This window comes from Mitsuaria sp. PDC51, from assembly GCF_900113225.1.
GTDB lineage: Bacteria > Pseudomonadota > Gammaproteobacteria > Burkholderiales > Burkholderiaceae_C > Roseateles.
On record NZ_FOZE01000001.1, the window covers coordinates 1,000,251 to 1,016,407 of the forward strand.

General features: G+C 68.1%; 12 protein-coding genes. All 12 read left to right on the forward strand.

Annotated features, from left to right (window positions below; genetic code table 11):
• Positions 1-297: 297 nt before the first annotated feature.
• The 12 genes from BM393_RS04435 to BM393_RS04490 all read left to right on the forward strand — a co-directional run bounded on the left by BM393_RS04435 (position 298) and on the right by BM393_RS04490 (position 16,132).
• The gene (locus BM393_RS04435) at positions 298-2,031 is read left to right on the forward strand and encodes an acyl-CoA dehydrogenase family protein (protein WP_254783206.1); all 1,734 of its coding nucleotides are present in this window, start codon (positions 298-300) and stop codon (positions 2,029-2,031) included.
• A 53-nt stretch (positions 2,032-2,084) separates the two neighbouring features.
• Positions 2,085-4,415, forward strand: a complete 2,331-nt coding sequence (locus BM393_RS04440; protein ID WP_091722639.1) for a Tex family protein — start codon at positions 2,085-2,087, stop codon at positions 4,413-4,415.
• Positions 4,416-4,661: 246 nt separating this feature from the next.
• A complete protein-coding gene (locus BM393_RS04445) occupies positions 4,662-6,857 on the forward strand; it encodes a TonB-dependent siderophore receptor (RefSeq protein ID WP_141225219.1) in 2,196 nt (731 codons plus the stop codon).
• Positions 6,858-6,927: 70 nt separating this feature from the next.
• Positions 6,928-8,010 carry a patatin-like phospholipase family protein gene (locus BM393_RS04450; RefSeq protein ID WP_091722648.1) on the forward strand — a complete coding sequence of 361 codons (1,083 nt, stop codon included), beginning with the start codon at positions 6,928-6,930 and terminating at the stop codon, positions 8,008-8,010.
• 202 nt (positions 8,011-8,212) lie between these two features.
• Positions 8,213-10,138, forward strand: a complete 1,926-nt coding sequence (thrS, locus tag BM393_RS04455; RefSeq protein WP_091722651.1) for a threonine--tRNA ligase — start codon at positions 8,213-8,215, stop codon at positions 10,136-10,138.
• Positions 10,139-10,205: 67 nt separating this feature from the next.
• Entirely contained in the window at positions 10,206-10,754 is a 549-nt protein-coding gene (gene infC, locus BM393_RS04460; protein WP_217648428.1) for a translation initiation factor IF-3, read from the forward strand.
• A gap of 206 nt (positions 10,755-10,960) precedes the next feature.
• Positions 10,961-11,164: a 50S ribosomal protein L35 gene (rpmI, locus tag BM393_RS04465; RefSeq protein ID WP_091722658.1), complete on the forward strand. Its 204-nt coding sequence runs from the start codon at positions 10,961-10,963 to the stop codon at positions 11,162-11,164.
• A gap of 26 nt (positions 11,165-11,190) precedes the next feature.
• On the forward strand, positions 11,191-11,547 hold the full coding sequence (rplT, locus tag BM393_RS04470) for a 50S ribosomal protein L20 (RefSeq protein WP_058934277.1): 357 nt from the start codon (positions 11,191-11,193) through the stop codon (positions 11,545-11,547).
• 197 nt (positions 11,548-11,744) lie between these two features.
• The gene (gene pheS, locus BM393_RS04475) at positions 11,745-12,782 is read left to right on the forward strand and encodes a phenylalanine--tRNA ligase subunit alpha (protein WP_067062294.1); all 1,038 of its coding nucleotides are present in this window, start codon (positions 11,745-11,747) and stop codon (positions 12,780-12,782) included.
• A 39-nt stretch (positions 12,783-12,821) separates the two neighbouring features.
• A complete protein-coding gene (gene pheT, locus BM393_RS04480) occupies positions 12,822-15,245 on the forward strand; it encodes a phenylalanine--tRNA ligase subunit beta (protein WP_091722661.1) in 2,424 nt (807 codons plus the stop codon).
• 19 nt (positions 15,246-15,264) lie between these two features.
• The gene (locus BM393_RS04485) at positions 15,265-15,630 is read left to right on the forward strand and encodes an integration host factor subunit alpha (protein WP_091722666.1); all 366 of its coding nucleotides are present in this window, start codon (positions 15,265-15,267) and stop codon (positions 15,628-15,630) included.
• 40 nt (positions 15,631-15,670) lie between these two features.
• Positions 15,671-16,132 (forward strand): MerR family transcriptional regulator, encoded by a 462-nt coding sequence (locus tag BM393_RS04490; RefSeq protein WP_091722670.1) that lies wholly within the window; start codon positions 15,671-15,673, stop codon positions 16,130-16,132.
• Positions 16,133-16,157: the final 25 nt, after the last annotated feature.

A 16,157-nucleotide genomic window follows, 5' to 3' on the forward strand; every position in this document is an offset into this window, starting at 1 on the left:
TCCAGATGTTCTTGGAGGTGCGGCAGGCGCCGCGTCCCGAGGTGTCGCCGGTTGCCTCGGAGGGCCCGAGGTCGTGGTCTTGCTGTGGCTGGTCCGGACGACTGCGCGAATGTAGGGGCTCCGGCGTCCGCGATGGCCTGTCAGGACTGACATCCGGTGTAACCCTTGCAACAAGCTGGATGGGCACGCCGGTGGCTGGCGTGCGCGCGATAGGCGAGGATGGCCCCCGCCGCGACCCCGATCCAGAGGACACGCCAGGAACCGGGGACCATCCAGCTTTTGCAGGAGACGCCCACCATGTCGCCCATGGACACGACACCCACCGCGCCCGGCGCCCCCGATGTCCCCACCGCCGCAGGTCCCGCTGCCGCCGCCGGGGCCACGGGCTGGCGCACCCACGAGGTCACCAACCAGGTCGACGAGCTGGCCGGGCACTCGCCGCTGGCCATCGACCCGGCGCTGCGCGAGGCGCTCGCGCGCGCCGGCGCGGACGCCTTCGTGCCGGGCCTGGCCGAGTACGCCATCTGGCTCGGTCGTCCCGAGACCCAGGCCATCGCCGAGCGCATCAACCGGGTGACGCCGACGCTGGAGAGCTTCGACAAGCGCGGCCGGCGCATCGACCGCGTCGAGTTCGATCCCGGCTGGCATGCGCTGCTCGCCGCCTACCGGCGGGCGGACCTGGTCGCGATGCCGCTGCGCGACGAACGCCCCGGCCGCTGGGCGGCCTGGGCCGCCGGCTTCTACCTGCACGGACAGATCGAGGCCGGCACGCTCTGCCCGGCGACGATGACGCAGGCCAGCATCCCGGTGCTGCGGCGCGAGCCGGCGCTGTGGGCGGCGCTGCGCGAGCAGCTCCTGAGCACCGACTACGACGGCCGCGACCTGCCGCTGGCGGACAAGCGCTCGATCTGGCTGGGCATGGGCATGACGGAGAAGCAGGGCGGCTCCGACGTGCGCGCCAACACGACCCGCGCCGAGCCGGTGGGCGCCGGCGGCCGCGGCGCCGACTACCGGCTCACCGGGCACAAGTGGTTCTTCTCCGCGCCGATGTGCGACGCCCACCTGGTCGTGGCCAAGACGCCGGACGGCGCGCCGGGCTGCTTCTTCGTGCCGCGCTGGCGCCCGGACGGCACGAAGAACGCGGTCCACATCCAGCGCCTCAAGGACAAGGTCGGCAACCGCAGCAACAGCAGCTCCGAGGTCGAGTTCCAGGACGCCCACGGCGTGCTGATGGGCGAGGAGGGCCGCGGCATCCCGACCATCATCGAGATGGCGACCTACACGCGGCTGAACTGCGTCGTCGGCAGCGCGGCGATGCTGCGCCAGGCGCTGGTGCAGGCGCTGCACTACGCGCGCCACCGCAGCGCCTTCGGCAAGCGCCTGGCGGCGCAGCCGCTGATGCGGGCGGTGCTGGTGGACCTGGCGCTGGAGAGCGAGGCCGCGATGCAGCTGAGCCTGCGGCTGGCCCAGGCCTTCGAGCGCCAGGACGATCCGGGCGAGCGCACCTGGATGCGGCTGGTGACGCCGGCGGCGAAGTTCTGGGTCTGCAAGCGCGCCGTCGAGCTGACCGGCGAGGCGATGGAGGTGCTCGGCGGCAACGGCTACATCGACGACGGCGTGATGGGCCGGCTCTACCGCGAGGCGCCGGTCAACTCGATCTGGGAGGGCTCCGGCAACGTGATGTGCCTGGACGTGATGCGCGCCGTCGCGCGCGATCCGCAGGCCTTCCTCGCGCTGCTGGACGGGCTGGGCCAGGCGCTGCGCGACGACGCGCCGGCGCGCGCGGAGCTGGACGCGCTGCGGGCGATGCTCGCCACGCCGCCGGACCAGCTGGAGGCGCTGGGCCGCCGCTTCGCGACGCGGCTGGTGCTGCTGGCGCAGGCGGCGCTGCTGCGGGCGCATGCGCCGGCCTTCGTCGCCGACGCCTTCATCGCGAGCCGTTTCGATCCGCGCTGGGGCGCCGTGGCGGGGGCGCTCGACCTGCGCGGCCTCGATGCCGACGCGGTGCTGCACAGGGCCTTCCCGGCGTGACCTAAACTCGCGCGCTTTCGTTGCTTTCCCGGGCCTTCGGCCCCGTCGCTGTTTTGGACAAGATCCTCCTCCAGATTGCCGCCGAGCTGAAGGTTCGCCCGGCCCAGGTCAACGCCGCCGTGGAGCTGCTCGACGGCGGGGCCACCGTCCCGTTCATCGCCCGCTATCGCAAGGAAGCCACCGACGGCCTCGACGACATCCAGTTGCGCGAGCTGGAAGCCCGCTTGAGCTACCTGCGCGAGCTCGAGGACCGCCGCGAGGCGGTGCTCAAGAGCATCGAGGAGCAGGGCAAGCTCACGCCGGAACTCGCCGCCGCCATCGCGGCCGCGCCGACCAAGCAGGAGCTCGAGGACCTCTACCTCCCCTACAAGCAGAAGCGCCGCACCAAGGGCCTGATCGCCCGCGAGGCTGGCCTGGAGCCGCTGGCCGACAAGCTCTTCGCCGATCCGTCGCTGGATCCGATGACCGAGGCGGCGGCCTTCCTCAATCCCGATGCCGGCTTCGCCGATGCCTACGCGGTGCTGGACGGCGTGCGCGACCTGCTGTCCGAGCGCTGGGCCGAGGACGCCGTGCTGATCGGCAAGCTGCGCGAATGGCTGTGGGAGGAGGGCCTGTTCAAGTCGAAGCTGATGGACGGCAAGGACGAGAACAACCCCGACATCTCCAAGTTCCGCGACTACTTCGACTACGCCGAGCCGATCCGCACCGTGCCCTCGCACCGCGCGCTGGCCGTCTTCCGCGGGCGCACGCAGGAGTTCCTCGACGCCAAGCTGGCGCTGGACGAAGAGCTGGTGCCCGGTCAGCCCTCGCTGGCCGAAGGCCGCATCGCGCGCCACCTCGGCTGGAGCCACGCCAAGCGCGCCGGCGATGAGCTGATCCGCAAGACCGTCGCCTGGACCTGGAAGGTCAAGCTGTCGCTGAGCCTGGAGCGCGACCTGTTCGCCCGCCTGCGCGAGGAGGCCGAGAAGGTCGCGACCAAGGTCTTCGCCGAGAACCTGCGCGACCTGCTGCTGGCCGCACCGGCCGGCAAGCGCGTCGTGATGGGCCTGGACCCCGGCATCCGCACCGGCGTGAAGGTCGCCGTGGTCAGCGACACCGGCCGCGTGCTCGACACCTCGACCGTCTATCCGCACGAGCCCAAGCGCGACTGGGAAGGCTCGATCCACACGCTGGGCCGGCTGTGCGCCACGCACGGCGTCAACCTGATCGCGATCGGCAATGGCACCGCCTCGCGCGAGACCGACAAGCTCGCCGCCGACCTGATCAAGCGCATCCAGTCGATGTCGCCGGAGACGGTGATCGAGAAGATCGTCGTCAGCGAGGCTGGCGCGTCGGTGTACTCGGCGTCGGAATTCGCTTCGAAGGAACTGCCCGACCTGGACGTGTCGCTGCGCGGCGCGGTCTCGATCGCGCGCCGCCTGCAGGACCCGCTGGCCGAGCTGGTGAAGATCGATCCGAAGTCGATCGGCGTCGGCCAGTACCAGCACGACGTCAACCAGAGCGAGCTCGCCCGCACGCTGGACGCGGTCGTCGAGGACTGCGTGAACTCGGTCGGCGTCGACCTGAACACCGCGTCCGCGCCGCTGCTGTCGCGCGTGTCGGGCCTCTCGGCCGGCGTGGCCGCCTCCATCGTGCGCTGGCGCGATGCCAACGGCGCGTTCCGCAACCGGCAGCAACTGCTCGACGTCACCGGCCTGGGGCCCAAGACCTTCGAGCAGGCGGCCGGCTTCCTGCGCATCCGCGACGGCGACAACCCGCTGGACGTGAGCGGCGTCCACCCCGAGACCTATCCGGTCATCGAGCGCATCCTGGCGCAGGTGCAGCGGCCGATCACCGACGTGATGGGCAAGTCCGACGTGATCCGCGCGCTCAAGCCGGAGGCCTTCGCCGACGAGCGCTTCGGCGCGATCACGGTGAAGGACATCCTCGGCGAGCTGGAGAAGCCCGGCCGCGACCCGCGTCCGGACTTCAAGGTCGCGCGCTTCAACGACGGCGTCGAGGACATCAAGGACCTGAAGGAGGGCATGGTGCTGGAGGGCACGGTGTCCAACGTGGCGCAGTTCGGCGCCTTCGTCGATCTGGGCGTGCACCAGGACGGCCTGGTCCACGTCAGCCAACTGGCCAACAAGTTCGTCAACGATGCCCGCGAGGTCGTGAAGACCGGCGACATCGTCAAGGTCAAGGTGCTGGAGGTCGACCTGGCCCGCAAGCGCATCTCGCTGACGATGAAGCTGGACGCACAGGCGCCGCGCGGCGGCGCGAAGGCGGACAACAGCTTCCGCCCCGCCGGTCGCAACGAGCGCCAGGGCGGCGGTCGCCCGCAGCAGGCCGCGCAGCCGCAGGGCGGCGCCATGGCCGCGGCCTTCGCCAAGCTCAAGCGCTGATCCGCGGCGGGCGAGGAGACCGGGCGCTGTTCGCCCCGGCCCCGCCGCCGTGGCGACTCCCGCCGCGCCGGGGCCGGCCGGCCATGCCGTCCGCGGCGTCGAATCGCGTTTGATCCCACATTTTTCGCGGCCGGTCGCAGCCGAGGTGTCAGAACGGGCGGCGTGCAGCTACGCTGCGCGCCGTTTACCGTCAATGACAAAAGTCGACACATCGCCATCGTGTCGACACGAATCTCGGGAGCCCCCTTGAAGACCCACGCCATCGCCAGGGCCTGTGCCCTTGTCTGCCTGACCGTCGCCCTGCCCGCGGTGTCCGCCTGGGCCCAGGAAGCGCCCCCGGGCATGGGCAACGAGCCGGCCGCGGGCCGCCGCCTGGATCGCGTCGAGATCACCGGCCGCGCCAACGATTCGGACCTGCGCCGCCGCGCGCCGGTGGCCAAGCAGGTCTACGGGCGCGAGGAGCTGGACCGCTACGGCGACACCAGCGTGGCCGACGTGCTCAAGCGGCTGCCCGGCGTCAACGTGGCCGACGGCGCCCCCCGCATGCGCGGGCTGGGCTCGGGCTACACGCTGATCCTGATCAACGGCGATCCGGCGCCCCCGGGCTTCAAGCTGGACCAGCTGGATCCGGCGCAGGTCGAGCGCATCGAGGTCACCAAGGGCCCCAGCGCCGACCAGAGCGCACAGGCCGTGGCCGGCGCGATCAACATCATCCTGAAGGAGGCGCCGCGCGTGTCGCAGCGCGACCTGCGCATCGGCGCCGGCTACAACATCAACCATCCGGTCCCCTCGGCCACCTTCACCTTCGGCGAGCGCTTCGGGCCGGTCTCGCTGTCGGTGCCGGTGTCCGCCTTCCAGTGGCTGCAGGAGATGCGTTCCTCGACCGAGCGCAACGGCACCGACCTGAACGACCAGCCGGTCGTCGCCGCGCAGCACGGCAAGATGCGCAACTGGGGCCACGCCTTCAACTCCGCGCCGCGCGCGACCTGGAAGATCAGCGACGACGAGAGCGTGTCGCTGCAGGGCTTCGCGCAGAAGGGCTGGTGGAACAACTCGGTCCGCCTGGTGCCGGACGGCCAGTACAAGACACCGCGCCTGGATGACGACAGCGACAACCAGGGCGTCTGGCAGATGCTGCGCGCCAACCTGCAGTGGAACAACCGCTTCAGCGAGACGCAGAAGTGGGAGCTCAAGGCCGGCGTGCAGGATGCGAAGAACCACATCGAGAACCACACGCTGAACGCGGCCGCGCCGGTGGACGCGCTGATCGACAGCCGCGACCGCAGCCTGACCCAGGCCGGCAAGTACAGCCAGATCCTGGGCGACGAGCACACGGTGACGCTGGGCTGGGACTTCGAGTTCCGCAAGCGCGACGAGATCCGCGACACCACCGTCGCCGGCGGCGAGCAGCTGCCCGCGCTCAACGGCGAGAACTTCGGCGCGCGCATCCGCCGCCAGGCCTTCTTCATCCAGGACGAGTGGGAGATCAACCCGCAGTGGTCGACCTACTTCGGCCTGCGCCATGAGCGCATCGTCACCACCAGCCGCGGCGTCGCCACCGATGCGCGCAACAGCTCCAGCGTGCTGTCGCCGCTGTGGCACCTGACCTACAAGCTGGACCCGAAGGCGCGCGACATGATCCGCGCCAGCCTGACGCGCAGCTACAAGGCGCCGGAGCTGACGCAGATGCTGGGCCGCTACACGCTGAACAGCAAGTTCCCCGACCCCGGCCAGGCCAACGACGAACTCAATCCCGACCGCGTCGGCAATCCGGGCCTCAAGCCGGAACTCGCCACCGGCCTGGACATCGCCTACGAGAAGTACCTGAGCGGCGGCAGTCTCTTCAGCGTCGGCCTGTTCCACCGCAACATCAGCCAGCTGATCCGCAACGTCGTGACGCTGGATCCGGCCAGCGCGCTGGTGCCGGTGCCGCGCTACGTGATCCGCCCGACCAACTTCTCCAGCGCCACCACCAGCGGCATCGAACTGGAGCTCAAGGGCCGCGCCGGCGAGCTGTTCCCGTCGCTGTTCGAGGCCAGGACGCCGCTGAACCTGCGCAGCTCGTTCAGTGTCTACCGCTCGCGGGTGAAGGCCGTGTCCGGGCCGGACAATCGCCTGGACCAGCAGCAGCCCTGGACCGCCAACCTGGGCTTCGACTACCGCTTCAGCGGCGTGCCGGTCACCACCGGCGCCAACCTGAACTACACGCCGGTCTACACGGTCCGCCAGACCGACCGCCAGCAGGTCGAGTTCTCGCGCAACCGCGGCCTGGACGTCTTCGCCCAATGGATGGTCAACCCCAAGACCTCGGTCCGCTTCTCGGCCAATAATCTCTTCCCGCTCGACGCGCGGGCCGAGACCACGCTGGCCAATGGCGACTACTACGCCACCGGCCGCAGCCTCAAGCCCTGGTTCCAGCTCAACCTGGAAATGAAGCTCTGAACCTGACGATCAGGCGAGGAGCGACCGGCCGCGTCGGGCGTCGTTGCCCCATGAAAGGACGAACCGCCCGATGCAGGCCTTGCAGATCCTCGCCGGACCCCGTGCGCGCCAACGGCTGCGCGACCATGGCCTGCGCGCCGCCGACGTGCGCGCCGTGCCCGGCGCGGCCGGCGGCCCCAAGGGGCTGATCCTCAGCGCGCTCGACGCCCATCTGTTCGGGGAGTTCCTCCCGTCCGGCGGCCAGGAGGTGCACCTGCTGGGCGCCTCGATCGGCGCCTGGCGCATGGCCACCGCCTGCCTGAGCCGCGACGCCGCCGGTTGCCGCGCCGAGTTCGAACGCCTCGCCCACGACTACGCCCACCAGGACTACGAGTCCGAGCCCGGCAAGCGCCCGAGCGCCGCGACCGTCACCCGCGCCTTCTCGCAGAAGCTGGCCGAGATCTTCGGCGGGCGCGAGGCCGAGGTGCTCGCCCATCCCCAGTTCCGGCTGCATGTGTTCACCTCGCGCGGGAAACATGTGCTCGGGCGGGAAGGGCGGCTGCGCACGCCGCTGGGCTACCTCGGCGCCTTCGCGGCCAATGCGATGTCGCGCCGCGCGATGGGCGCCTGGCTGGAGCGGGTGGTGTTCTCCGACAAGCGCTCGCCGCTGCCGATGCCGCTCGCGGACTACCGCAGCCACCAGGTCGCGCTGGACGCCGGCAACCTCAAGCCCAGCCTGCTGGCGAGCTGCTCCATCCCGTTCTGGCTGCAGGCCGTGCACGACATCGAAGGCGCGCCCGCCGGCGCCTACTGGGACGGCGGCATCACCGACTACCACCTGCACCTGAACTACGCGGCGATGGTGGGCGACGGCATCGCGCTCTATCCGCATTTCCAGTCGAGCGTGATTCCCGGATGGCTGGACAAGGCGCTCAAGCACCGGCACCGCACCAGCGCCTTCCTCGACAACGTCGTGCTGCTGACGCCCAACCCCGAGTGGGTGAAGACGCTGCCCAATGGCAAGCTGCCCGACCGCAACGACTTCCAGCGCTACCTGAACGACGTGCCGGGCCGCGCCCGCGACTGGCTGCGCGCGGTGCGCGAGGGCGAGCGCCTGCGCGACGAATTCCAGGAGGCCTGCAGCCGCCCGTCGCTCGACATCCAGGCGCTCTGAGCTACACTGCCGCCTTCATTTCTTTTTCCAACAAGGACCGGGAAAGGCGAATCGGTTATGACACCGCGGACTAGCACCTCCACTGCGAAGGTTTGAGCGGCCGCGGCTCGTCACGTCTTTTCCCCTGCTGTCCGGAAACAGTCAGCACCCCAGATCAAGCGCGGCAAGTGGCCGCGCTTTTTGTTTTCTGGAGTACCCGAACATGTCCCAAATTTCCATCCAACTGCCCGACGGTTCGAAGCGCGAGTTCCCGCAGCCGGTGACCGTCGCCGAGGTGGCCGCCTCGATCGGCACGGGCCTGGCCAAGGCTGCGCTGGCCGGCCGCGTCGGCGCGGGCGAGAACGCCCGGCTCGTCGACACGAGCTTCCTCATCGACCAGGACACGCAGCTGGCCATCGTCACGGACAAGGATCCGGACGGGCTGGAGGTGATCCGCCACTCGACGGCCCACCTGCTGGCCTACGCGGTCAAGGAGCTGTTCCCCGACGCCCAGGTCACGATCGGCCCCGTCATCGAGCACGGCTTCTATTACGACTTCTCCTACAAGCGCCCCTTCACGCCCGAGGACCTCGCGGCGATCGAGGCCAAGATGGCCGAGCTCGCGAAGAAGGACGAGAAGGTGACGCGCTCGGTGCTGCCGCGCGACGAGGCGGTGCAGTACTTCAAAGGCATCGGCGAGGCCTACAAGGCCGAGATCATCGAGAGCATCCCGGCCGACCAGGACGTGTCGCTCTACGCCGAGGGCGGCTTCACCGACCTGTGCCGCGGCCCGCACGTCCCGTCCACCGGCAAGCTCAAGTTCTTCAAGCTGATGAAGGTGGCGGGCGCCTACTGGCGCGGCGACCACCGCAACGAGCAGCTCCAGCGCATCTACGGCACGGCCTGGGCGACGAAGGACGACCTGACCAACTACCTGCGCATGCTCGAGGAAGCCGAGAAGCGCGACCACCGCAAGCTCGGCAAGGAGCTGGAGCTGTTCCACATCGACGAGCACGCGCCGGGCGTGGTGTTTTGGCATCCCAAGGGCTGGACGGTGTGGCAGGAAGTCGAGCAGTACATGCGCCGCGTGTACCGCGACAACGGCTACCAGGAAGTCAAGGGCCCGCAACTGCTCGACAAGACGCTGTGGGAGGCCACGGGCCACTGGGACAAGTACCGCGACAACATGTTCACGACGGAATCGGAGAAGCGCGATTACGCGCTCAAGCCGATGAACTGTCCCGGTCACATCCTGATCTTCAAGCACGGCATCAAGAGCTACCGCGATCTGCCGCTGCGCTTCGGCGAGTTCGGCCAGTGCCATCGCAACGAGCCCACGGGCGGCCTGCACGGCATCATGCGCGTGCGCGGCTTCACGCAGGACGACGGCCACATCTTCTGCACGGAAGACCAGATCCTGGCCGAATGCGTGGCGTACACGGCACTGTTGCAGAAGGTCTACAAGGACTTCGGTTTCGAGAACATCATCTACAAGGTCGCGACGCGCCCCGAGGCGCGCATCGGCTCCGATGAGGTCTGGGACAAGGCCGAGTTCGCGCTGATGGAGTCGCTGCGCGCCTCCGGCGTGGAATTCATCATCGCCCCCGGCGATGGCGCCTTCTACGGTCCGAAGATCGAATACACGCTCAAGGACGCGATCGGCCGCCAGTGGCAGTGCGGCACGATGCAGGTCGACTTCTCGATGCCGGGCCGCCTGGGCGCCGAGTACGTCGGCGAGGACGGCGAGCGCCGCACGCCCGTGATGCTGCATCGCGCGATCGTCGGCAGCCTGGAGCGTTTCATCGGCATCCTGATCGAGCAGCACGCCGGCGCGCTGCCCGTCTGGCTGGCGCCGACGCAGGTGGTTGTCGCGAATATCACGGACGCCCAGGCGGATTACGTTTCAGACATTGTGAAATCGCTGCAAAAACAAGGGCTTAGGGTCCAGGCCGATTTGCGCAATGAAAAGATCACGTATAAAATCCGCGAGCATTCGCTGCAAAAAGTCCCGTTCATCCTCGTCGTCGGCGACAAGGAAAAGGCGAACGGCGCGGTTGCAGTGCGCGCCCGAGGCAACCAGGATCTGGGCGTGATGTCGCTGGAGGACTTCGTCTCGAAGCTCTCGACGGCCATCGCGGACAAAGCCTGAGTCGGGCGCTTTTTGCGTTTATTGATCTCTTCGGACCCTTGCCAAGGCCCGTTTAAAGGTAACCACCATCGCTACTTTTGCTGACCGTCGTGCGATTCCGGAGCGCAAGCACCGCCTGAACCGCGAAATCACCGCTTCCGAAGTCCGTCTGAATGGCCCGGAGAACGAGCCGATCGGCATCGTCTCGATCCAGGAAGCGCTCCGGATGGCCGGTGACCTGGACGTCGATCTGGTTGAGATTGCCGCGACAGCGGTCCCGCCGGTCTGCCGGTTGATGGACTACGGCAAGTTCAAGTACCAGGAGCAGAAGCGCGCGGCGGAAGCCAAGTCCAAGCAGAAGGTCATCGAGGTCAAGGAAGTCAAGTTCCGTCCGGGCACGGACGAAGGCGACTACCAGATCAAGATGCGCAACCTGCGCCGCTTCATCGCGGAGGATGGCGACAAGGGCAAGGTCACGCTGCGCTACCGCGGCCGCGAGATCACCCACCAGGACATCGGCATGCGCATGCTGGAGCGCATCCGCGATGAACTGGCGGACGTGGCGGTGGTGGAGCACATGCCCAAGCTGGAAGGGCGCCAGATGATCATGGTGCTCGCGCCGAAGAAGCGCAGCTGATGCGCCGGGCCGGCCCGCGGGTCGGCCCTCGCCTCGCAAGGGGTGCAAACAGAACCGGGCTGCGGCCCGGTTCTGTTTGCAAGGCGTTGTTCTTGCAGACCTGGCCTGTCGATCTGGTCGTCGACAGGCTCATTAGTCTCCTGCAGGCCAGGCAAGTACTCCGGAACCCGGGGTCGCCTGCAGGGACGCACATAGAAGGAGCAGTCATGCCCAAGATGAAGACCAAGAGCAGCGCGAAAAAGCGTTTTCGCGTTCGTCCGGGTGGCACCGTCAAGCGCGGTCAGGCGTTCAAGCGCCACATCCTGACCAAGAAGACCACGAAGAACAAGCGCCAGCTGCGTGGCGCCACGACCGTGCATGAGACCAACATGGGCCACATCGCCGCGATGCTGCCCACCGCTGGTCTGTAATCCAGCAGTAGACAAGGAGATACAACATGCCTCGCGTCAAACGTGGTGTCACCGCACGTGCTCGTCACAAGAAGGTCCTGGCCCTGGCCAAGGGCTTCCGTGGTCGTCGCAAGAACGTCTTCCGCATCGCCAAGCAGGCGGTGATGAAGGCGGGCCAGTACGCCTACCGTGACCGCCGTGCCAAGAAGCGCGTGTTCCGCCAGCTGTGGATTGCCCGTATCAACGCGGCAAGCCGTGGCCTGGGTCTGAGCTACAGCAAGTTCGTGGCCGGCCTGAAGAAGGCCCAGATCGACATCGACCGCAAGGTCCTGGCCGATCTCGCCGTCAACGATCCTGCTGGTTTCGCCAGCATCTTCGCCAAGGTGAAGGCCGCTCTGGCTTAATTGCCAAGGTCCGTTGGCGGGTGCTCGCCCGTGGACGGACTGGCAACTCCGGCGTTGCCGGAGTCGCCCTTTTCAAAGGCCGACACCCTGGTGTTCGGCCTTTTTTCATTCCGGCGCGGTGGTGCGATGTTCGCCATTTCACCGTCGCGCCCTTCGATTTCCGCCAACGACGCCAGATGCCGCATCGGCGCCCCGCGATGAACGACCTCGATCAACTGCTGCAACAGGCCACCGGCGATTTCGCCGCCGCCACGACTCCCGCTGACCTGGAGAACGCCAAGGCCCGCTTCCTGGGCAAGACCGGCCAGGTCACCGAGCTGATGAAGGGCATGGCCGCGCTGTCCGTCGAGGAGAAGAAGACCCGCGGCGCGCAGATCAACCAGCTCAAGCAGGGCATCGAGGCCGCGCTGACCGCGCGTCGCCAGGCGCTGGCGGATGCCGAACTCGAGAAGCAGCTCAAGGCCGAGGCGCTGGACGTGACGCTGCCCGGTCGCCAGCGCGGCACCGGCGGCCTGCACCCGATCACGCGGGCGATGGAGCGCATCGAGGCCATCTTCGGCTCGATGGGTTTCGACGTGGCGGACGGCCCGGAGATCGAGAACGACTGGTTCAACTTCACCGCGCTGAACACGCCGGAAGACCATCCGGCCCGCTCGATGCATGACACCTTCTACATCGAAGGGGGTCACGTCTTGCGCACGCACACCAGCCCGATGCAGATCCGCTACGCGGTGCAGCACGTCAAGAAGCATCGCGCGCTGATCGACGCTGGCCAGCCGATGCCCGAGATCCGCGTGATCGCGCCGGGCCGCACCTACCGCGTCGACAGCGACGCGACGCATTCGCCGATGTTCCACCAGGTCGAGGGCCTGTGGGTCGGCGAGAACATCAGCTTCAAGGACCTCAAGTCCGTCTACGTGAACTTCATGCAGCAGTTCTTCGAGACGACGGACATGGAGATCCGTTTCCGCCCCAGCTACTTCCCGTTCACCGAGCCCAGCGCCGAGATCGACATGATGTTCGGCTCCGGTCCGCTCAAGGGCCGCTGGCTGGAGGTGTCGGGCTCGGGCCAGGTGCACCCGCAGGTGATCCGCAACATGGGCCTCGATCCCGAGCGCTACATCGGCTTCGCCTTCGGCTCGGGCATCGACCGCCTGGCCATGCTGCGCTACGGCGTCAATGACCTGCGCCTGTTCTTCGACGGCGACCTGCGCTTCCTGTCGCAGTTCAAGTAAGCACGGCTGTCAGTCGCCTAGAGAGCAAGAGAGAAACACATGCAATTCCCTGAGAGCTGGCTGCGGGCCTTCTGCAATCCCGCGCTGAACACGCAAGAACTGGCCGAGCTGCTGACGATGTCCGGCCTGGAGGTCGAAGAGCTGCGCCCGGTGGCGCCGCCGTTCCACGGCATCGTCGTGGCGGAGATCGTCGAAGCCGTGCAGCATCCCGACGCGGACCGCCTGCGCGTGTGCAAGGTCAACGCCGGCGGCCCCGAGCTGCTGCAGATCGTCTGCGGCGCGCCGAACGCGCGCGTGGGCATCCGCGTGCCGCTGGCCACGATCGGCGCCGAGCTGCCCCCGGGCGAGGACGGCAAGCCCTTCAAGATCGGCAAGGGCAAGCTGCGCGGCGTCGAGAGCTTCGGCATGCTGTGCTCGGCCCGCGAGCTGAAGCTGTCCGAGGACCATGGCGGCCTGCTCGAGCTGGCCGCGGACGCGCCGCTGGGCGAGGACATCCGCAAGCACCTGAACCTGGACGACACGCTGTTCACGCTGAAGCTGACGCCGAACCTGGCGCACGCGCTGAGCGTCTACGGCATCGCCCGTGAAGTGGCCGCACTGACCGGCGCGCCGCTGATCGCGCCGGAGATCCAGCCCGCCGCCGTCGCCAACGACGCCAAGCTGCCGGTGCGCATCGAGGCGCCGGACCTGTGCGGACGCTTCTCGGGCCGCGTGATCCGCAACGTCGACACGACGGCCAAGACCCCGCAGTGGATGGTCGACCGCCTGGCCCGCTGCGGCCAGCGCTCGGTGTCGCCGCTGGTGGACATCTCGAACTACGTGATGTTCGAGCTGGGCCGCCCGTCCCACATCTTCGACCTGGACAAGATCCATGGCGAACTGATCGTGCGCTGGGGCAGGAAGGGGGAGCAGCTCAAGCTGCTCAACGGCAACACCATCGAGGTCGACGAGCAGGTCGGCGTGATCGCCGATCGCGAGCAGGTCGAGTCGCTGGCCGGCATCATGGGCGGCGACGCCACCGCCGTCTCCGACGACACGAAGCACATCTATGTCGAGGCCGCGTTCTGGTGGCCGAAGGCGGTGATGGGGCGCTCGCGCCGCTACAACTTCTCGACCGACGCCGGCCACCGCTTCGAGCGCGGCGTCGATCCGGCCGGCACCGTCGATCACATCGAGCGCATCACGCAGCTGATCCTGTCCATCTGCGGCGGCCCGGAAACGACGTGCGGCCCGATGGACGACCAGACCACGCAACTGCCCGAGCGCAAGCCGGTCGCGCTGCGCGTCGAGCGCGCCGCCAAGGTCATCGGCATGCCGGTCACGCAGGCCGACTGCGAAGGCGTGTTCCAGCGCCTGGGTCTGGCGTTCACGTCGGCGCCGGGCGTGATCACGGTGACGCCGCCGTCGTTCCGCTTCGACCTGCAGATCGAGGAAGACCTGATCGAGGAAGTCATCCGCGTGCTGGGTTATCCGAAGCTGCCGTCGACGCCGCCGCTGGCGCCGGTGGTCGGCAAGGTGCGCACCGAATCGCGCCGCGCGACGCACGCGCTGCGTCACGCGATGGCCGGCCTGGGTTACTTCGAGACCATCAACTTCAGCTTCGTCGAGGCGCGCTGGGAGCAGGAGCTGGCCGGCAACGCCAACCCGATCCAGCTGCTGAACCCGATCGCCGCGCCGCTGGCGGTGATGCGCACGTCGCTCATGGGCTCGCTCGTGCAGGTGCTGCGCAACAACCTGTCGCGCAAGGCGCCGCGCGTGCGCGTGTTCGAGATCGGCCGCGTGTTCCTGCGCGACGCCTCGGTGCAGGAAAGCGATACCACGATCGCCGGCATCGCGCAGCCGATGCGCCTGGCCGGCCTGGCCTGGGGGCCGGCGGACCAGCAGCAATGGGCGCAGAAGGACCGTGCCGTCGACTTCTTCGATGTGAAGGGCGACCTCGAAGCGCTGTTCGCGCCGCGCGCGCTGAGCTTCGAAGCGGCTGCCCATCCCGCGCTGCATCCGGGCCGCAGCGCCCGTGTGCTGCTGGACGGCGTCGAGATCGGCGTGATCGGCGAGCTGCATCCGAAGTGGCGCCAGGGCTACGAACTGCCGTCGGCGCCGGTGCTGTTCGAGCTGTCGCTGGACGCGGTGCTGGCGCGCACGCTGCCGCAGGGCCAGGGCGTCCCGCGCCTGCAGGCGGTGCAACGCGATCTGGCGCTGATCGTCAATGAGCAGGTGACCTATGCCTCCCTCATGCGGGCGATCGAATCCAGCGGCGAAGCCCTGGTACGCTCGGCGCGTCTGTTCGACGTCTTCAAGCCCGCCCAGCCGACGGCGGAGCTGCAGGCGGGCGAACGCAGCCTGGCCGTGCGCCTGGAGCTGCTCGATGACGAGAACACGCTGACCGACGAACGCATCGAGCAGGCGGTGGCGAAGGTGGTGACGCAGCTGGGCGAACGCCTGGGCGCGCGCCTGCGGGGCTGAGGGGGAGGGGAGGATGTCGATGAACGATGACGATCTGAAGGAGCAGGCGCGGGTGCTGCTCGGCAGCCTGGAGACGCCCACGCTGACCAAGGCCGAGCTGGCGGAACTGCTGTTCGACAAGCTCGGCCTGAACAAGCGCGAGTCCAAGGACATGGTCGAGGCCTTCTTCGACATCATTCATCAGAGCCTGTCCAGCGGCCGAGAGGTGAAGCTGTCGGGCTTCGGCAACTTCAACATCCGGCGCAAGGCGCCCAGACCCGGCCGCAACCCGCGCACCGGCGAAGCGATCCCCATCAAGGCCCGCAACGTCGTGACGTTTCATGCGAGTCACAAATTGAAAGAAGCGGTCCAGGGCAACACGCCGACGGGCAGTGACTTCGAGTAGAGTCTGACCCTTCCCGCCGCCGCCGGAGCCGCTGATCCCCATGGACGTCCAGCTTCCCGCCATTCCCGCCAAGCGCTACTTCACCATCGGTGAGGTGAGCGAGCTGTGCGGCGTGAAGCCCTATGTCCTGCGTTACTGGGAACAGGAATTCACGCAGCTCAAGCCGATGAAGCGGCGGGGCAACCGGCGCTATTACCAGCACCATGAGGTGCTGCTCATCCGCCGCATCCGCGATCTGCTCTACGACCAGGGCTTCACGATCAGCGGCGCGCGCAATCAATTGACCGATGCCGGCAGCCATGCCGCCAACGCGCAGGAGTTCCGCGCGGAAGCGCTCGCGTCGGCGCAGCTCGAGGCCTACCGCGATCACCGCGAAGCATCGCGTGCGCTCGCCGCCGACTTCGCCGACGGCGCGGCGCACACCACGGTGTCGCTCGAGAAGCTGACGCTGGAGCAGGTGCGCGACGAGCTGTTGGCGATTCGAGAGAGTTTGCTTGCATGAGCCGCAAAATTGCGTATAGAATCTG